The organism is Sphingomonas sp. AOB5 (assembly GCF_029433115.1).
GTDB lineage: Bacteria > Pseudomonadota > Alphaproteobacteria > Sphingomonadales > Sphingomonadaceae > Sphingomonas.
On the sequence record NZ_JARNTV010000019.1, the window covers coordinates 31,825 to 49,753 of the forward strand.

A 17,929-nucleotide genomic window follows, 5' to 3' on the forward strand; every position below is an offset into this window, starting at 1 on the left:
GCGATTCCTCCGTTTCGACAACAAGCAACGAAGACAGGAGAGAAGACATGGGAAGAACAGTATTCATGTGCCTTGCCGCGGGTGCCGCGGTTGCAAGTGTCGCCGCCTTTGCGGCGCAGAGCAGTTTCGGCGGCGGCGGTGGTGACGACAGGGCGGGGAAAGTCGTCGTACAGCTTCCTGCGTCGCCACCTCCGGCCGGAAATCCTGCGCTCGTGGCGGTGGCGCCAGCGCTGGCCGACTTGTCGACTTCGGTCGGCGGTTTCACCTATGACTGGACCGCGCTGCAGGCGGCGATCGATGCCGATACCGAGGTTCCCAACGGCTATTTCATTGTCGGGAATGCGTCCGATCCCGACTATCTGTTCGCGTATGAGAAGGGCAGTTTCGACATCGATCGGGTAACGCCGCTCGCGTCGGCGTCGAAATGGTTTGCCGGTGCGCTGGGCATGAGGATGGCCGAAGCGGGGATCGTCTCGCTCGAAGATACGATGGCGCCGCCGCTGGCCTTCTGGACGACCAGCGGGACCAAGAAGGACGTCAAGCTCAAACACACGCTGTCGATGACCTCGGGCTTCAACGCGAATCCGCTCGTCGGCGGTTGCCAGTTGCTGCCTTTGATGACGTTATACAATTGCGCGAAGGACATTCACGACTTCCGGTACGATATCCTGCGTCCGGGCAACGCGCCGGGTGCGCAGTTCAGCTACGGTCCGCACGGCATCCAGGTCGCTGCCGCCTATCTCGAGGCCAAGGACGTAAGCACGGCGCCCGGCGTCGTACCGACGCGCCAGCGCAACTTTCATGAGCTGTTCTTGCAGCATGTGACGGCCCCGCTCGGCATGACGAACACCACCTGGTACAATCCGGCGACGGGCGCTCCGACCAATCCCTGGGTCGCGGGCGGCGCCTTCTCGACGCCGCGCGACTATGCCAAGCTGCTGCGCGCCTTTCTCGACGGCAGCTTCATCGTCGACATGAATGCCTTCACCCAGCAACGGACCGCCGGGCTGACACGGCTGTTCATCCCGGCGGGCGCGGTGAACTGGGAATATGCCCTTGGCTCCTTCGTGGAATGCGACACGCCGAGCGACTGTGCCGCTTCGAAGATCAACAGCTCGCCCGGTGCCTATGGCTGGACCGGCTGGATCGATCGTGAAACGGGCTATTACGCGCTGATCGCCACCGAAATCTCGGTCGGCGGCGATCGCAAGGGCGTGGAACTCGAACAGGTCATGCAGGACCTTATCGAGACGGCGATCGCAAATCGTACGCCGTCATAGCGGGGTTCGGCACGGCTCCGTCCTGCAAACCCGGCCGTGAGCGGCCTTCAGCAACTTCCCGTTCGCCATGGTTCGCCGGCGAGCGGGAAGCCTGCGCTCAGGCTGGCAATGGCCGTGTCGAGCAGACCCGATACCCAGCGCATCGATGATGCTGGGCTCGCACCCGGCGGGGGCCGTCACCGGCCCGGCTCGAGGTGGTGGACCACGGAGACGGATGGCGCGGGTCTGGTGTGAAGCGTTCGGGTTTTGCCCTCGCGTGTAGAAGCAGACCCCATAGTGCCTTCCACTCGCCCCTGGACAGCCGCCCGTCGATCTCCGGCGCCAAACACTGGAGCTTTTCGCTGTAACATTGCCTCGCTAGAGGCAGTCGGATGAGCATGGCATTCGGTGACGCGGCGTTCGCGCTGGTGGAGATTGGCCGCCGCCTCGATGCGCGCGGCTGGGCACCCGCCACGTCGGGCAATTATTCCGCGCGGCTCGACGATGGCAGCTTCGCGGTCACTGTTTCGGGCAAGCACAAAGGGCGGCTGACCGCTGCTGACATCATGCGCGTCGATGCCGACGGCAATCCGCTGACCCCCGGCAAGCCTTCGGCCGAAACCGAGCTTCACCTCGCAATCTATCGCGCCTTCCCGGCGACCGGCGCCGTCCTGCACGGCCATTCCCCGCAAGCCGTCGGCATGAGCCGCGCGGCGACCGGCGCGAACGAATGGGTGTTCCGCGGTCACGAGATGCTCAAGGCCTTTCCCGGCACCACCACGCACGAGGCCGAACTTCGCCTGCCGATCGTCGACAACAGCCAGGACATGGCGGTGATCGATGCCGCGGTCTCGCCCGCACTGATCCAGCCCGGCGCGATGCCCGCCTATCTGATCCGCAGCCATGGCCTCTATGCCTGGGGCAAGGATCTGGACGAAGCCGAGCGGGTGCTGGAAGCAACCGAATGGCTGATCGCCGCCGAACTGGCCGAAGCAGGCTTCCGAAAGGGCATGGCATGACGCGACTGAGGATTTTCGACGCGGCAGATGCGAACGCGGTCGAACTCGACACGCGCGATCCCGCGCAGATCGCCGACGCGTTGACGAAGATCGGCGTGCGTTTCGAGCAATGGCCGTCGCGGCCGATCCCTGCCGATGCCGATCAGGCTGCGGTTCTCGAGGCTTTTTCGCCCGAGATCGAACGGCTGAAGGCCGAGAATGGCTATCAGTCGGTAGACGTGATCCGCATGGTCCCGGATCACCCCGAAAAGGATGCGTTCCGCACCAAATTCCTCTCCGAGCATCGCCATAGCGAGGACGAAGTCCGCTTCTTCGTCGAGGGCGAAGGGCTGTTCACCCTGCGCGACGAGGATCGCGTCCATGCCGTGCTGTGCGAGGAGGGCGACCTGATCTCGGTCCCCGCCGGCACGCGCCACTGGTTCGACATGGGGCCAAGCCCACGCTTCACCGCGATCCGCCTGTTCACCAATGCCGATGGCTGGATCGCCAATTTCACCGGCGACGCCATCGCCGATCGCTTCCCCCGCCACGAACCCGAGGCCGCGTGACCCCTCAACCCAAGGCCATCCTCCTCGATATCGAAGGCACGACGAGCAGCATCGCTTTTGTCGCTGAGACCCTGTTCCCCTATGCCCGCGCGCATCTGGCGGATTTCGTCGCGCGTCACCCGCAGGAAACCGCGCCGATCCTGGCGCAGGTGCCAGGCGATCCGGTCGAAACCCTGCTCCGCTGGATCGATGACGACGCCAAGGAAACCCCGCTCAAGACGCTGCAGGGCATGATCTGGGCCGAGGGCTATGCGAAGGGCGAGCTCAAGGGCCATGTCTATCCCGATACCCCCGAGGCGCTGGTCCGCTGGCGCGAGTTGGGCGTGCCGGTAAACATCTATTCCTCCGGTTCGGTCGAGGCGCAGAAGCTGATCTTCGGCTGCTCGGTCGCGGGGAACCTGACGCCGTTGTTGTCGGGCTATTTCGACACCACCACCGGTCCGAAGCGCGAGGCGGAATCCTATACGAAGATCGCGGCGGCGCTCGATCTGCCGCCCGCCGAAATCCTGTTCGTCTCCGATATCCAGCCCGAAATCGACGCCGCCCGTGCCGCCGGCATGCAGGCGCTGCTGATCGATCGCGAGGGCGGGGCAGGGGACGTCGCAACGCTTGCGGAAGTCCTCCCATGATCCTCGAAGGCCAGCCGACCCGTTCGATCATGCGTACTGCCGATGGCACGGGCGCGCGCATCCTCGATCAGCGCAAGCTGCCTTGGGAGATCGTGTGGGTCGAACTGTTCAGCTCCGACGAAGCCGCCGTCGCGATCCGCGAGATGTGGACCCGGGGCGCGCCGATGATCGGGGCAACCGCGGCCTATGGCTTCGCGATGGCGCTCGACGTCGATCCCTCGGACTCGGCCCTGAACGCGGCCTATGACCAGCTGCTCGAAACCCGCCCCACCGCGATCAACCTGCGCTGGGCGCTCGACGAGGTGCGCAAGGCGGTCGAGCCGCTGGCGCCCGAGGCTCGCGCCGAAGCCGCATGGCTGCGCGCCGACGCAATCTGCGACGAGGATGCCGAACTCTGCCGCGCGATTGGCGAGCATGGCCTCGCGCTGTTCCGCGAACTTCACGCGAAGCATCCGGATCGCCCGCTCAACATCCTGACCCATTGCAACGCCGGCTGGCTGGCGACCGTCGATTACGGCACCGCCACCGCGCCGATCTATCTCGCCCATGACGCCGGCATCCCGATCCATGTCTGGGTCGACGAGACCCGCCCGCGCAATCAGGGCGCGCTGCTGACGGCGTTCGAGCTGCGCAACCATGGCGTCCCGCACACGGTGATCACCGACAATGCCGGCGGCCTGCTGATGATGAAGGGTCAGGTCGATGCCGTGGTCGTCGGCACCGATCGCGTGACGGCGAACGGCGACGTCTGCAACAAGATCGGCACCTATCTGAAGGCGCTCGCCGCCGCCGACAACGGCGTGCCCTTCTACGTCGCCTTGCCCTACACGACCTTCGATCCGAACACCGCGACTGGCGCCGATATCCCCATCGAGGAACGCAGTGCCGAGGAAGTCACGCTGCTGACCGGCCCCGGCCCGAACGGCATCGAGACGATCCGCGTAACGGACTCACCCGCGGCCAACCCGGCATTCGACGTCACTCCTGCACGGCTGGTGACCGGCTACATCACCGAACGCGGCGTGCTCGATCGGATCTGATCGCTAAATTCCTCCCCCGGAGGGGGAGGGGGACCGTGAAGCGGTGGAGGGGGACGCCCCAAGCGAAATCGCCTGTGGCTCTCCCCCTCCGTCATGCTGTGCATGCCACCTCCCCCTCCGGGGGAGGATTTAGAGGGAGCGGTCATCTGTCCGCGCTTGAAATGTTGGATTTAGGCTGCTCGACTTCGACACCTGTTCTTTGAACCGTCGAACCCGATCCACATGGCGCTGCTCACCCGCGCCGAAATGACCATTTCCCCTCGGCCAAAGGTCACGAATGAGCGAACTTCCCTGACCTTATCCCAACGCCACCCGAAACGCCGCCATCTTCTCGATCGCCGCATCGATCACCGCATCTTCCTTGGCGAAGCACAGCCGCACCACATTGGTCACCGGGTTCTCGGCATAGAAGACCGATACCGGGATGCTCGCCACGCCCGCCTCGATCAGCTTCTCGCTGAATTCGCGGTCGCCCATCGCGATGCCCGATGCGTCCAGATCGATGGTCAGGAAATAGGTCGCCTCGCTCGGCAGGGTGACATAGCCTGCCGCCTGCAACCCAGCCGCCAGCCGGTCGCGGCTGCGCTGGAATCGATGGCGCGTTTCCTGCACCCACGCATCCTGCGTCTCCAGCCCCTCGGCCACCGCCCATTGCAGGTTCGGCGGGGTTGAGAAGGTCATGAACTGATGCGCCTTGGCCAGCACCCGCGCCAGTTCAGGCGCCGCGCACATCCATCCGACCTTCCACCCCGTCAGCGCGAAGATCTTGCCAGCGGATCCGATCTTTACCGTCCGCTCGCGCATCCCGGGAAAGCCGATCAGCGGCAGGTGGCGCGCGCCGTCATAGGTGACATGCTCCCAAACCTCGTCACAGATCGCGATCAAATCGTGCGCGACACAGAATTCGGCGATCTGGGCGAGGGTGGCGGCACTCGCCATGCTTGCCGCCGGGTTGATCGGGTTGCAGATCAGCAGGAACCGCGTCTTCGGCGTCACCAAAGCTTCCAGCGAAGCCCGGTCGATATCCCAGTGCGGAGGTTCCAGCCGGGCGTAACGCGGTACGCCCCCCGCACGCTCGATCAGCGGCGCATAGGCATCGTAGAGCGGCTGGAGGCAGATCACCTCATCGCCCGGCTCGATCAGCGCAAGGAAGCTGACGGCAAGGGCTTCGGTCGCGCCCGAGGTGACGATCACTTCCTCGGGGCTCAGGTTCAGCCCCTGATGCCGCGCATAATGATCGGCCACCGCCCGGCGCAGCTCGATCAGGCCCGGCATCGGCGGATACTGGTTGGATTTCTCCAGCAGCGCCTTGGCGGCCGCCTGCAGCACCGGCTCGCATCCGCGCCCGTCGGGAAAGCCCTGTCCCAGGTTGATCGCGCCCGTCTCGCGCGCCCGCGCCGACATGGCTTCGAAGATGGTCGTGCCCATTTGCGCGTAGATCGGGTTCATGCATCTGTCCTATGACGGAATTGCGCCGGTGCAACCGGATCGTTAGCCGCCCGTTCAGTTTTTGTGCGCAACATAGAGACCATCATGAGCAAGAAGCCCGACGTAGAACCCGTTGAATCCGAACCGGCCGAGGCTTCGCAGGATGGAGAGACACTCGCGATGGTCAAGCAACTGGCAGCCGCGAAGAAGCGCTGGGCGCCCTCGCGCACGCAGGTCGGCGTCGGTGCCGCGATCGGCTCGGCCGCGGTGGTCGCGGCTCTGCTCTACTGGCGCGGCAACAAGAAGTAAGGCTCAGCCGAAGATCGTCTCGAGCGTTTCCGGGGCGATATTCTCCTTCACCTCGCGCAGCTCGACATAGATGCTGGCGAGCATCACCACCGTGACCATGCCGGTCAGCGCGGAAAAGGCGCCGCTGATCAGCGCGACCATCAGCGGCGACGCGCCGATGGCCAGTGTCGCCGCGGCCGCGATGTTCACCGGAAAGCTCAGCAGCCAGATCACCAGCCCGAGCGCCAGCAGCACCAGGAAGATGCGAAAGCGTACATGCCGGGTCAGCGCCCAACTGCGCCGGAACGCCTCGATCACCCCGATCCGCTCCTGCACGAATGCCGGCACGACCACGCACCAGCACAGCCACAGGAACAGTCCCGGCAGCAGCAGGAACGGGATGGGCAGGATGACCTTCCAGTCGCCGAACGCCATCATCGCTTGCGCCACTTCCCAGCCGTAAAGCTGGTCGAGCAGGAAGCCATAGGGCACCAGCAGTCCCAGCCAGATCACGAGGATCGCAATCCAGTTGATCAGGAAGATCCCCACCAGTTGCGGGATCAGCGACAGGCCGAGCGCGAGACACTGGCCGAAATCGGGTTCATTGTCCGACAGGCTGGTCACCGCCGCGCGGGTCAGCGCCGCCTGCAGGATCGCGGTCGCGACCATGCTCACCACGAAGATGACCAGCATCGGCAGCCAGAACAACGGACTGATCGCCGCCTGAAACACCGCATCGTCATTGGTGAAGTCGGTCGGATTCTCGAACTGCCACCAGCGGCTGCCGAATCCGGGAATGCCGAGCAGTACCAGCGACAGCCCGGCATAAAGCGGGATATTCTTCGAAATCAGTTCGAAGGTGCGCGAAACGACGCTCGAAATCTCGAAATTGCGCGCGCTCGCCCGGTCGTCCGCCATGATTTCCCCCGAAATACCCCGTGCAAAATTGGACAAAAGCACGATTTCTGTCCAGCCCGAGCCGCTTTCCAGCCGCGATATACTGCATTACTGTCGCGGGTAGGGGGTAGTGCGTGACGAATTCGGCCTCGACGGCGAACAAGGTCGCGGAGGCGCATCAGCGTCTGCGTGCGGATAGCGATATCCAGTTCGATCTGCCGTTGGCGCCCCCGCCCAAACCACGTGCTCCGGCCACGTCATGGTTCGACTGGGTCGGGTCGCCGTCCCAGGCGGTGCTGTGGATCGTCGCGGGCATTCTGGTTGCACTGCTGGTGTGGCTGGTCGTGCGCACGATCCTCGCCCGCCAGGGTCAGGGCGCCGCTTACAATCCGCGCAATTCCGGGCTGGACCAGTGGCGCCCCGAAGCCAAGGTGGCACGCGCGCTGCTAGCCGAGGCCGACGAGATGGCCGCCTCGGGCCGCTACGAGGAAGCCGCACGCCTGCTGCTCCATCGCAGCATCGAGGATATCCAGAAGCGCAAGCCGCGCCTGCTGAAGCCCGCGCTCACCAGCCGCGAGATCGGCGCGAACGCTGCGCTGCCCGATGCCGTGCGCGCGACCTTCTCGACCATGGCCGGTGCGGTCGAGCGGAGCCTGTTCGGCGGACGCTCGCTCAGCCGCGAATCGTGGGAAGAAGCCCGCGCCGCCTATGACAATTTCGCGCTGTCGGGGGCATGGGCATGAGCGCCGCCACCCGCACCGCGCCGTTCAGCGCCCGCATGGTGCTGATCCTCACCACCATCGGCATCGTCGCTACTGCAGCCTTCCTGTTCCTGTCGGCCTATGAGCGCGAGCTGACCCCGATCCGCGATCCCGGCGCGCACGCCTTCTCCAAGTCCGCAGTCGGCTTTGCCGGTGCGGTCGACCTGATCCGCTACACCGGCGGCCAGGCCGTCGCGGCGCGGCGCGAGAGCGAGCTTGCCACGCGCGGGCTGGTGGTGGTCACGCCGATAGCCTTCACTTCGGCCGAACAGCTTCGCCTGTTCCTCGAACGCCGCGAGAATCGCCCGACCCTGATCGTGTTGCCGAAGCGGATCACCCGCGAACTGCGCGAGCATCGCGGCTGGGTCCGTCAGGTGGCGCTGGCGCCGCCCGAAATCTCGATGGCAATGCTCAAGGGGACCGCGGACGTCACCCTGTACGGGCTGGGCGGCCTGCGATCGCTGCGCGGTCCGAAGCTGATCCCGGTGATCGCGGGGCAGGGCGGCGGCGCACTGCTGGCGCAGATCGATGGGACACCGCACTATCTGCTCGCAGATCCCGATGCGCTCAACAATATGAGCCTGAAGACGCTGGACGGCGCAAAGCGAGCGAAGGAAATCCTCGATCAGGCGAATACCTCCGAATTGCCGATCGTGTTCGACACCACCCTGGCCGGCTTCGCCAACAATCCCAGCCTGTTGCGGCTGGCGTTCGAGCCGCCCTTCCTCCCGCTGACCCTCTGCCTCGCCTTCGCGACCCTGCTCGCCATCCTCCACGCCGCGCGCCGCTTCGGCCCCGCGGCGCATGAGGATCGCAAGGTTGCGTTCGGCAAGCGAGCGCTGGCCGAGAATGGCGCGGCGCTGCTCCGGCTTGCGCGCCGCCGCCACCGCACCGGCGAACGCTATGCCCAACTCACGCGCGAAGCCGTGGCCAATGCCACCGGCGCGCCACCGGGGCTGAGCGGCGAGGCGCTCGACCGCTATCTCGACAAGCTCGACCGCACTGGCGAACCCTTTACCGCCATCGCCGCCCGCGCGGCCGATGCCCCCGATACGCGCCGGCTGATGGCGGCCGTGCGCGACATGTACAGTTGGAGAAGGACGGTGACGCGTGACCATTGAGGAAGTGAAGGCCCTCGGCCAGTCCATCCGCGCCGAGATCGGCAAGGCCGTTGTCGGGCAGGACGAGGCGATCGACCTGCTGCTCGTCGCGCTGTTCGCGTCGGGCCATATCCTGCTGGAAGGCCCGCCGGGAACGGCCAAGACCTTCCTCGCGCAATGCTTCTCGCGCGCCGCAGGTCTCGACTATGGCCGCATCCAGTTCACCCCGGACCTGCTGCCGGGCGATATCCTCGGTTCGAACCTGTTCAACTTCCAGACCTCGACCTTCACGCTTACCCGCGGCCCGATCTTCACCGAGCTGCTGCTGGCGGACGAGATCAACCGCACCCCGCCCAAGACCCAAGCGGCGCTGCTCGAGGCGATGCAGGAGCGCACCGTCACCATCGACGGCGTCGATCACAAGCTGAGCGATCGCTTCATGGTCGTCGCCACTCAGAACCCGATCGAGAATCAGGGCGTCTATCCGCTGCCCGAGGCGCAGCTGGATCGTTTCCTGTTCAAGTACGAGTTCGGTTACCCGAGCGCCGAGGAAGAGCGCCGCATCGTCGCCGAGCATGGCAATCGCTTCGGCATGCCCAAGCCCGAGGAATGGGGCGTCACCCGCGTGGCCGATGCCGCCGCGATCCGTGCTGCTGCCGAGACGGTTGGCAAGAACCGGCTGGCCGACGAAGTGATCGACTATGTCGTCCGCCTCGTCCGCGCGACGCGCAGCACCGGCGATCTCCAGACGGGCGCATCGCCGCGCGCCGCCTCGACCCTCGCCGCCGCGGCCCGTGCCCGTGCCGCGCTGGACGGCCGCGATTTCGTGTTGCCCGATGATGTGAAGGCGCTTGCCCCCGCGGCACTGCGTCACCGCGTGATCCTGTCGCCTTCCGCCGAGATCGATGGCCGACAGGTCGATACGATCATCGCCGGCCTGATCGAGCAGACCGAGGCGCCGCGCTGATGATCCCGACGCGCAGGGGTGTGTTGCTGATGGCGCTCGGCGCCCCTCTGGGGTTGCTCGTGGCGCTGTTCGCCCCTGTCTACTGGTTCGCCGGCATGGTCTGGATCCCGGGCGTGCTCAGCCTGATCGCGCTCGACTGGCTGCTTTCGGGCCGTGCCCCGCGCACCGAAGTGACTTGCCCCGGAGCGATCGAGATCGGCGCCCCGCTGATCGTCAATATCGCCATCGAGCCGCGACGGGCGATGCCGCTAGGTCTCGAAGTCGCGATCGGCACCGGACCGAAATTGCGGGCGATGGCGGACGATCGCGTGACGGTGGGTCCTCAGGAAAACCATGTCTCGCTCGGCTTCATGCCCATCCGCCGCGGTACCGAAGCGATCGAGCGGCTGTGGATCCGCTGGACCGGCCCGATGGGGCTGAGCTGGCGCCAGCGCGACGTGGCGATCGATCGCGCGGTGGTGATCGCCCCGGATATCCGTCCGGTCCGCGAAGGTGCCTCGGTGCTGCTGCGCGACGCGCAGATCGGCGAGATGGCGCGGATCGATCGCGGCGAGGGCAGCGAGTTCGAAGCGCTCACCGAATGGCGCAGTGGCATGGATCGCCGCTCGATCAACTGGGCTGCCAGCGCGCGCCACATGAACCTGCTCGCCCGCGAATACCGGATCGAGCGCAACAACAATGTGGTGTTCGCAATCGATTCGGGCCGGGTGATGTGCGAGCCGATCGACGGCCTGCCGCGGGTCGACCGGGTGACTTCCGCGGCACTGCTCGCCGCCTATGCCGCGCTCAAGCTGGGCGACCGCGTCGCGCTGTTCGGCTATGATTCCCGCCCGCGCATCTCGTCGGGTCTGGTCACCAATGTCCGTGCCTTCCCGCTGGTCCAGCGCCTCGCGGCCGAGCTGGAATACAGCACGGCCGAGACCAACCATACGCTGGCACTGGCCACGCTGGCGGGCGAACTCACCCGCCGCTCGCTGATCGTCGTCTTCACCGAATTCACCGACCAGACCGGTGCCGAGCTGATGCTGCGCGCCGCGGCCAATCTGCTCGGACGCCATCTGGTTTTGTTCGTGGTGCTGCGCGACGACGAACTGGAGAATCTCGCCGCCACCGAACCACATAGCGTCGAAGACGTGTCGCGCGCGGTGACCGCAGCGGCACTGCTCCGCGAACGCCGGCTGGTGGTCTCGCGCCTGCGCCATATCGGCGTGCATGTCATCGAAGCGCCCTATCGCGACGTCGGCCCGGCGCTGGTCCGACAGTATCTCGATTTCAAGCGGAGGAACCTGCTGTGAGCGCGCTCGCCCCCGCAACCGGCCCTGGCCTCAGCAGCGTCCGCTTCCGCGAGGCGCGCCAATATGACTGGCTCCGGCTCGAGGAACTGCTCGACGAGGTGGAGAAGGGCAGGGCGTCGTCGCTTTCGGACGAGGATCTGTTCGAACTGCCGGTGCTCTATCGCGCCACGCTCTCCTCGCTGTCGGTCGCGCGCGAGACCTCGCTAGACGCCGATCTGGTCGGCTATCTCGAATCGCTTTCGACCCGCGCCTATTTCATCCTCTACGGGGTCCATGCACCGTTCCTGAGCCGCCTCGGCCGCTTTTTCGCGCGAGATTGGCCGCTGGCGATCCGGGCGTTGTGGCGCGAGACGATCGTGTCGGTCGCGATGGTGCTGATCGGCGGGATCGCGGCCTATCTGGTGGTGCGTGGCGATCCGAGCTGGTTCTACTCGATCGTTCCCGGCAACTTCCTCGACGGCCGCGATCCCTCGGCCAGCGCGGAGGAGCTTCGCGCCACGCTCTACGACACGCATGATGGGCTTGCGGGATTCGCGACCGAATTGTTCGTCCACAATTCGGGCGTGGCGGTACTCAGCTTTGCGCTGGGCTTTGCGTTCGGCGTGCCGACGATCCTGCTGATGCTCTACAATGGCTGCATCCTTGGCGCCTTCTACGCCGTCTATGTGCCGAAGGGGCTCGGCTGGAACTTTACCGGCTGGCTCTCGATCCACGGCACGACCGAACTGTTCGCGATCGCGCTGGCAGGGGCGGCGGGCCTGCGCATCGGCACCGCGACGGCCTTTCCCGGGCGACTGACCCGGATGCAGTCGACCATCGCCTCGGGCCGCACCGCGGGCTTCGCGATGCTCGGCGTGGTGGTGATGCTGTTGTGCGCCGGCCTGCTCGAAGGCATCGGTCGCCAGACCATCCGCGATGATATCGCGCGCGGTGTGATCGCCACCGGCGCGCTCGCTTTCTGGATCTTCTATTTCTACGTCATGCCGGTCCGTCGCGCGGAGGATGCCGATGGCTGACAAGCCACGCGGTCTTGCCCGCGAGTTCGTCACTTCGGAGGGCATCGATCTCCGCCTGACCCTGGGCAGCGCGGGCGAGCGGTCCAGCGCCTTCATCATCGACGTGGCGATCATCATCGCCTGCATGACCGTGCTGCAGATCGTCGCCAACATCACGCTGCGCGACGATGAGACGGGCAATCAGGCGATGCTGGTGATCCTGCTGCTCATCCAGTTCTTCCTGAGCATGGGCTATTTCACCGCGTTCGAACTGGGCATGCGCGCCGCGACCCCGGGCAAGCGCGCCATGCGCCTGCGCGTGGTCGCGCGCGATGGCGGGCGGCTGACCGGCGAAGCGGTGGTCGCCCGCAACGCGATCCGCCAGATCGAGGTATGGGTCCCGCTGGCCTATCTGATGTCGACGCTGGGAAGCTCGGGATCAGGCCAGACCTGGACCGGTATCGCGGCGCTGGTGTGGCTTGGCATCTTCGCCTTCTTCGCGCTGTTCAACCGCGACCGGCTGCGTGTCGGCGATCTGATCGCGGGCACTTGGGTCGTCCGCACCCCGCGCCGCAGCCTCAGCGCCGCCGTTGCCGCCAGCCCGCGCGCGCCGAACTTCGTCTTCACCGAAGCCCAGCTCGATGCCTATGGCGAGTTCGAGCTGCAAAAGCTGGAGGAAGTGCTCCGTCGCGAGGACGATCTGTCGCTGATCGTCGTCGCCCGCGCGATCCGCAAGCGCATCGGCTGGACCGACGAAGGCGACGATCTGGAATTCCTGCGCGCCTATTATCAGGCCCTGTGCCAACGCCTCGAACGCAACATGCTCTTCGGCAAGCGGCGGGCGGACAAGTATCAGAAGGCCTGACGGATGGTCGGCAACCCTCTCGAACCGATCGGATTCTGGAGCTACGCACGCGACGACGATCTGTTGACCGAAGGGCGGCTCAGCCGGTTGCGCGACAAGGTCTTCGCTGAACTTCAGACGCACTTCGGACGGCAGAAGATCGAGATATTTCAGGATCGAGGCGCCATATCGCATGGCGAGAAGTGGGAAGCGAAGATCCGCGATGCAATCGAACGCGCGACCTTCTTCATTCCTATCGTGACCCCGGGTTTTCTTGAAAGCGATTGGTGTTGCCGGGAAATCTCCTTGTTCCTCGAACGTGAACGCGCATTGTGCGAACGTTTTCCGGATCTACCGCAGGTGAGCCGGATCTTCCCCATTCAGTATCTTCCGACCGCGGGAGTGGCGGCGGCAGATCCTGAAGTGGGGGCGCTTCTGCGCGGGCATCAGTCGCTCGATTTTACCGAGTTGCGGCACGACGATTTCGACAATCGAGCGGTACGCAGCGAAATCGCGCAGTTCGCGAAGAGCATCCTCAAACTGCTGCGGCCTGAGCCCTTGGACGCGAAGGCAAAGGCCGTCTCCGATCCTGTGGTGCCTGTTCCATCTATATCAGCACCACAACCTCAACCGGTGCCGGACCCGGCGTCCGCTCCACCCGTTCCCGTTCCGCACGACCGTCTTCGTGTCGCAACCAAGCGGGTCGAGCGTATCCCACCGCTTGTCGAGCGCCTGATGAATTTCGGGCATCACCCGGTGCTCATCTTTGGCGCTCGCGGATCCGGAAAGTCCGAGCTTTTTCTTTCTATCCTCAGAGAGTTGAGACGGTTGCCCGATCACGCTGTGTGGCACGGCCAGTCGTTGTTCGACGAGCGACAGCTACACGCCACGGAAATTCACGATCGCTCGCTGACCCTTTTCAATCGATGCACCGATCAGGGTTTCACATTGAACGACCCCATCGTCGATCAGTCGGAGTTGCCGTTCCTCATTCCGCTGGAGATCGAAAGCGCGAACGGGATGCGAGTGCGTCTGGCTCTTATCGAGGGATTGGACCGTGAGATCACGATCGGGAGTTTGAATCAGGAGACGGGAGCGCTCTATCCTGACCTATCGGATGAAATTTCAGATCTTATTCGCTTTTATCCGGAAGGAATGTCCGTCCTGTGGCTCGCTCCTCCGCGTTTGCGCGGTGAAGGCATCTATGACGATATGACATTGACGGGAGCCATCTCCAGATATCGCGAGCTTCGCTACGACGGCTCGGACGACTCTCATTTGGTGATGCTGACCAAATGGGATCTGATGGCATCTCCTGTGGACGACGATCCGAGATTCTCCGCGCCCGAACCGGCGATGATCCAGGACATACTGCAGCGGGACTATCCGAATTTCTGGCCGCATTTCAACGGTGTATTGCGAATCTGGGACAGTCCCAGGAACTTTATGCAGTATAGCTCGGCATATATCGTCAACGGGTTGTCCCGCGTGCCACCGCAGCGGCACATCGAGACGTTCAAACGCTATCCGCGCACGCTGATCAACTGGATGTACGGCAACGCCAGCGAGACCGTCGCGCGCAGCATGTTCTCCTCCCGGCAGGCACTGTATCCGGAACTGGAAAAGCGGCGGAAGTAGACTTCAGGCTATTGGCGCGCCCGGTTGGATTCGAACCAACGACCACAGGCTTAGAAGGCATGTGCTCTATCCAGCTGAGCTACGGGCGCGCGCGGGGATCGCCTAGCGCGGATTGCGCGGATACGGAACCATGATCATAACCGCCCCATGACCGAGGGGAATGGCAAGCCGGCCGCCATCAATGCCGGACAGATCACGGGCGGGCAATTCCGCTATTTCGATTTCGTCATGGCGGCATTCGTCGTCGTGCTGGTCCTGTCCAATGTGATCGGCGCGGCAAAGCTCTCCGCGGTCGAGATTGGCGGCTATCATCTCATTTTCGGCGCCGGCGTGCTGTTCTTCCCGATCAGCTATGTGATCGGCGACGTGCTGACCGAGGTGTACGGCTATGCCCGTGCGCGGCGCGTGATCTGGGGCGGGTTCTTCGCGTTGATCTTCCTCGCGGTGATGACCGCCTTCGTCGTCGCCTTGCCGCCGGCGCCGGGCTGGGACAATCAGGCGGCGTATGAGGCTGTATTCGGCCCGGTCGGCACCGGCACGCTGCGGATCGTCCTCGCCTCGATGGCGGCGTTCTGGGCGGGCGAGTTCGTCAATTCCTATGTGCTGGCGCGGATGAAGCTGTGGACCGGCGGCCGCATGCTGTGGACCCGCACCATCGGGTCGACCGTGATCGGGCAGGGGTTCGACAGCCTGATCTTCTACCCGCTGGCCTTTTACGGGGTGTGGAGCAACGAACAGCTGTTGACCGTCATGGTCACCAACTGGGCGATGAAGGTCGGCTGGGAAGCGGTGCTGACGCCGGTGACCTATATGGTGGTCAACGGGCTGAAGCGGCGCGAGGGCATCGACGTGTATGACGAGGGCACCGACTTCACCCCGTTCCGGACGAAGGTGTGAGCAACGCCCAGATCGTCTATCCGCCCGCGGTCTATGAAACGACCTGGCTGCAACAGGCGAAGCTCTGGCTGATCCAGCATGTCGGGCTGGAGAAGGACGCGCTCCATATCTACCTCGCGCTGTTCCTGCTGTTCGGCAGCGTCTGGCTGTTCCGCTGGTCGCTGCGCAGCTGGAAGCCGTTCGCGCTGATCCTCGCCGTCGCCCTGATCGGTGAGGCCTGGGACATTCGTGACGGGCTGCTGACCCGCGTGCCGCTGGTGGTCAGCGTGCCGATGAGCATCCACGATATCTGGAACACGATGTTCTGGCCGCTCGCGATCCTGCTGCTGGCGCGGTTCACGCCGGTGTTCGGCGTCCGATCGGACGTGGTACAGGAACGTGAAGCGGAATGACGCGGGGGAGAGGGATGGCCGGCACCACGAAACAGGCGCTGCCGCCAGACGCTGACCTGCCGGTTACGGGTGAGCGGCTGGGCGTCGACGTGCACTGCCAGATCCTTGCCGACTTCATGCGCGAGCGGGTGACCGCCACCTATGACGCGTTCAAGACCTATGTTGCGATGGTCAGCACCCTGATCGGCGGATCGGTGGCGCTCCGCCTGCAATTCCCCGATCGCGCGGTAGAACGCTATGCCTATGCGGCGGATGCGGTTGCGATCCTGATGTGGCTGGTCGTGATGATCGCGATCGTCGACAATTACCGCAGCTGGTGGATGCTGCGGATCCGCTATTCCGAAGTCGCCGGTATGGACGACAAGGGCGCACGGATCGTACCGCGGCCGCGCTTTTTCGGATCGGCACGCGTACAGAGCATGATGCTGGTGATCGCGACCGCGACGCTGATCCTGTTCATGCTCTTCAACCCGCTGCGCGGCGCCGCTCCAGACCAAATCCAGCAGAACCTCACCGTGCCTGCCTGAGCCGAAACCGAAGGAATTTGACCGCGCTCAAAGCGCTGTCACGGAACCCGGCGCATGCCGGTCTCACTCTCAGGAGACCGACCATGCACGCACTTCACGACCATAAGGCCTTTGCCGCCGCCGAGCCGCTCGATCAGCACGCCGAGTTCATGCCCAACCGCACCGGCCGGGTGTTCGATCTGCATCCCGCGATCCATGTTGCGGTGTTCGGTGGGTTCTTCGCCTATCTCGGCATCATGTGGGCCGCGTTCGGCAATGCCGAACTGGCCATCCCGTTCGTGATCTTCGCGGTGTTCCTGGCGGGCAGCTTCATCACCCCGGCGATGTGGGCACGCGTCTCCCCCAACATCGGCCCCAAGGCCGATTGGTCGAAGTTTCTCCGCGATGGCTTCGATTGCGAGACCGGCCATCTCACCGCTCGCGCCACCATGGCGCAGGTGCTGATCATGCCCGCGATGCTGATCCTGTGGGGCCTGGCGATCGCGCTTATCCGCGCGAGCGTGTAACCATTCAGGCGACCGCTTCGAGCAATCCTTCGAACATCCGGCGCCCGTCGCTGCCGCCATGCGCGGCTTCGATGCGGCGCTCCGGGTGCGGCATCATGCCGATCACGTTGCCGGCGGCATTCAGCACGCCGGCAATGTTGCGTGCGGAGCCGTTGACGTCCTCGGCATAGCGGAACGCAACGCGGCCTTCGCCTTCCAGCCGGTCCAGCGTCTCGGCATCGGCGAAATAGTTGCCGTCATGATGCGCCACCGGGATGCGGATTTCCTCGCCTGCCTGATAGGCGCTGGTGAAGATCGACTGGCTGTTGTCCACGGTCAGCTTCACGTCGCGGCACACGAAGTTTAGCCCCGAATTACGCATCAGCGCGCCGGGCAGCAGGCCGGTCTCGGTCAGCACCTGGAAACCGTTGCAGATGCCGATCACCGGCATGCCTTTGTCGGCCGCTTCGATCACTGCCTTCACGATCGGCGATCGTGCCGCGATCGCGCCGCAGCGCAGATAATCGCCATAGGAAAAGCCGCCGGGCAGGGCGATCAGGCCGATGCCGGAGGGAAGCTCGCTCTCGCCGTGCCAGACCATGGCGGGCTTGGTGCCCGTCACACTCTCCAGGGCCACCGCAATGTCCCGGTCGCAGTTGGAGCCGGGGAAGACGATGACCGCGGTCTTCACAGCTTTTCGACCCGGTAATTCTCGATCACCGTATTGGCGAGCAGCTTGCGGCACATCTCGTCGATGCTTTCGTCGCTGGTGCCGTCGGCCAGTTCCAGCTCGAAGAGCTTGCCGGCGCGGACGTCGTCGACGCCGTCGAATCCCAGGCCGCCGAGCGCGTGCTGGATGGCCTTGCCCTGGGGGTCGAGGACCCCGTTCTTGAGCGTTACGATGATGCGGAGCTTCATGC

General features: G+C 64.7%; 21 protein-coding genes and 1 tRNA gene. 17 read left to right on the forward strand and 5 right to left on the reverse strand.

The features are described from left to right. Positions 1–47: 47 nt before the first annotated feature. The 5 genes from P1X14_RS10390 (at position 48) to mtnA (ending at position 4,495) form a co-directional block, all read left to right on the forward strand. Complete coding sequence (locus P1X14_RS10390; RefSeq protein ID WP_277315286.1) at positions 48–1,280, forward strand: serine hydrolase domain-containing protein; 1,233 nt, start codon at positions 48–50, stop codon at positions 1,278–1,280. Positions 1,281–1,651: 371 nt separating this feature from the next. Further along, positions 1,652–2,278 (forward strand): methylthioribulose 1-phosphate dehydratase, encoded by a 627-nt coding sequence (locus P1X14_RS10395; RefSeq protein WP_277315287.1) that lies wholly within the window; start codon positions 1,652–1,654, stop codon positions 2,276–2,278. Beyond that, entirely contained in the window at positions 2,275–2,826 is a 552-nt protein-coding gene (locus P1X14_RS10400) for a cupin domain-containing protein (protein WP_277315288.1), read from the forward strand. The genes P1X14_RS10395 and P1X14_RS10400 overlap by 4 nt, the downstream gene beginning before the upstream one ends. After that, positions 2,823–3,455: an acireductone synthase gene (gene mtnC, locus P1X14_RS10405; RefSeq protein ID WP_277315289.1), complete on the forward strand. Its 633-nt coding sequence runs from the start codon at positions 2,823–2,825 to the stop codon at positions 3,453–3,455. Before P1X14_RS10400 ends, mtnC begins: the two co-directional genes overlap by 4 nt. Next, on the forward strand, positions 3,452–4,495 hold the full coding sequence (gene mtnA, locus P1X14_RS10410; protein ID WP_277315290.1) for an S-methyl-5-thioribose-1-phosphate isomerase: 1,044 nt from the start codon (positions 3,452–3,454) through the stop codon (positions 4,493–4,495). Before mtnC ends, mtnA begins: the two co-directional genes overlap by 4 nt. 297 nt (positions 4,496–4,792) lie before the next feature. Here the strand turns inward: mtnA and P1X14_RS10415 are convergent, their stop codons facing one another. Beyond that, a complete protein-coding gene (locus P1X14_RS10415; protein ID WP_277315291.1) occupies positions 4,793–5,944 on the reverse strand; it encodes an aminotransferase in 1,152 nt (383 codons plus the stop codon). An 84-nt stretch (positions 5,945–6,028) separates the two neighbouring features. Here P1X14_RS10415 and P1X14_RS10420 point away from each other — a divergent pair, with 84 nt between their 5' ends. Next, entirely contained in the window at positions 6,029–6,232 is a 204-nt protein-coding gene (locus tag P1X14_RS10420) for a hypothetical protein (RefSeq protein ID WP_277315292.1), read from the forward strand. 3 nt (positions 6,233–6,235) lie between these two features. On the opposite strand, the gene P1X14_RS10425 is transcribed toward P1X14_RS10420, so the two are convergent. Next, a complete protein-coding gene (locus P1X14_RS10425) occupies positions 6,236–7,129 on the reverse strand; it encodes a hypothetical protein (RefSeq protein WP_277315293.1) in 894 nt (297 codons plus the stop codon). Positions 7,130–7,242: 113 nt separating this feature from the next. Here P1X14_RS10425 and P1X14_RS10430 point away from each other — a divergent pair, with 113 nt between their 5' ends. Genes P1X14_RS10430 through P1X14_RS10460 form a run of 7 tightly spaced genes read left to right on the forward strand, consistent with a single transcriptional unit; the run spans position 7,243 to position 14,708 of the window. Further along, on the forward strand, positions 7,243–7,851 hold the full coding sequence (locus tag P1X14_RS10430; RefSeq protein WP_277315294.1) for a hypothetical protein: 609 nt from the start codon (positions 7,243–7,245) through the stop codon (positions 7,849–7,851). Beyond that, the gene (locus P1X14_RS10435) at positions 7,848–8,990 is read left to right on the forward strand and encodes a hypothetical protein (protein WP_277315295.1); all 1,143 of its coding nucleotides are present in this window, start codon (positions 7,848–7,850) and stop codon (positions 8,988–8,990) included. Before P1X14_RS10430 ends, P1X14_RS10435 begins: the two co-directional genes overlap by 4 nt. Then, a complete protein-coding gene (locus tag P1X14_RS10440) occupies positions 8,980–9,936 on the forward strand; it encodes a MoxR family ATPase (protein WP_277315296.1) in 957 nt (318 codons plus the stop codon). The genes P1X14_RS10435 and P1X14_RS10440 overlap by 11 nt, the downstream gene beginning before the upstream one ends. After that, positions 9,936–11,231 (forward strand): DUF58 domain-containing protein, encoded by a 1,296-nt coding sequence (locus P1X14_RS10445; RefSeq protein ID WP_346770452.1) that lies wholly within the window; start codon positions 9,936–9,938, stop codon positions 11,229–11,231. The genes P1X14_RS10440 and P1X14_RS10445 overlap by 1 nt, the downstream gene beginning before the upstream one ends. Further along, positions 11,228–12,247: a stage II sporulation protein M gene (locus tag P1X14_RS10450; RefSeq protein WP_277315297.1), complete on the forward strand. Its 1,020-nt coding sequence runs from the start codon at positions 11,228–11,230 to the stop codon at positions 12,245–12,247. The genes P1X14_RS10445 and P1X14_RS10450 overlap by 4 nt, the downstream gene beginning before the upstream one ends. Further along, on the forward strand, positions 12,240–13,091 hold the full coding sequence (locus P1X14_RS10455; protein WP_277315298.1) for an RDD family protein: 852 nt from the start codon (positions 12,240–12,242) through the stop codon (positions 13,089–13,091). The genes P1X14_RS10450 and P1X14_RS10455 overlap by 8 nt, the downstream gene beginning before the upstream one ends. Before the next feature lie 3 nt (positions 13,092–13,094). Beyond that, a complete protein-coding gene (locus tag P1X14_RS10460; RefSeq protein WP_277315299.1) occupies positions 13,095–14,708 on the forward strand; it encodes a toll/interleukin-1 receptor domain-containing protein in 1,614 nt (537 codons plus the stop codon). 12 nt (positions 14,709–14,720) lie between these two features. Here P1X14_RS10460 and P1X14_RS10465 read toward each other — a convergent pair. After that, positions 14,721–14,797: transfer RNA gene (locus P1X14_RS10465), tRNA-Arg, on the reverse strand. A 58-nt stretch (positions 14,798–14,855) separates the two neighbouring features. Here P1X14_RS10465 and P1X14_RS10470 point away from each other — a divergent pair. The 4 genes from P1X14_RS10470 (at position 14,856) to P1X14_RS10485 (ending at position 17,030) form a co-directional block, all read left to right on the forward strand. Further along, positions 14,856–15,605, forward strand: a complete 750-nt coding sequence (locus P1X14_RS10470; RefSeq protein WP_277315300.1) for a queuosine precursor transporter — start codon at positions 14,856–14,858, stop codon at positions 15,603–15,605. After that, positions 15,602–15,997 carry a hypothetical protein gene (locus P1X14_RS10475; protein WP_277315301.1) on the forward strand — a complete coding sequence of 132 codons (396 nt, stop codon included), beginning with the start codon at positions 15,602–15,604 and terminating at the stop codon, positions 15,995–15,997. The genes P1X14_RS10470 and P1X14_RS10475 overlap by 4 nt, the downstream gene beginning before the upstream one ends. Positions 15,998–16,011: 14 nt before the next feature. Then, positions 16,012–16,524: a hypothetical protein gene (locus P1X14_RS10480; RefSeq protein WP_277315302.1), complete on the forward strand. Its 513-nt coding sequence runs from the start codon at positions 16,012–16,014 to the stop codon at positions 16,522–16,524. An 83-nt stretch (positions 16,525–16,607) separates the two neighbouring features. Further along, positions 16,608–17,030: a hypothetical protein gene (locus tag P1X14_RS10485; RefSeq protein WP_277315303.1), complete on the forward strand. Its 423-nt coding sequence runs from the start codon at positions 16,608–16,610 to the stop codon at positions 17,028–17,030. Positions 17,031–17,034: 4 nt separating this feature from the next. Here the strand turns inward: P1X14_RS10485 and purQ are convergent, their stop codons facing one another. Both purQ and purS read right to left on the reverse strand, forming a co-directional pair. Further along, positions 17,035–17,700, reverse strand: coding sequence for a phosphoribosylformylglycinamidine synthase subunit PurQ (gene purQ, locus P1X14_RS10490; RefSeq protein ID WP_277315304.1), 666 nt, complete (start codon positions 17,698–17,700; stop codon positions 17,035–17,037). After that, positions 17,697–17,927: a phosphoribosylformylglycinamidine synthase subunit PurS gene (gene purS / locus P1X14_RS10495; RefSeq protein ID WP_277315305.1), complete on the reverse strand. Its 231-nt coding sequence runs from the start codon at positions 17,925–17,927 to the stop codon at positions 17,697–17,699. The genes purQ and purS overlap by 4 nt, the downstream gene beginning before the upstream one ends. Positions 17,928–17,929: the final 2 nt, after the last annotated feature.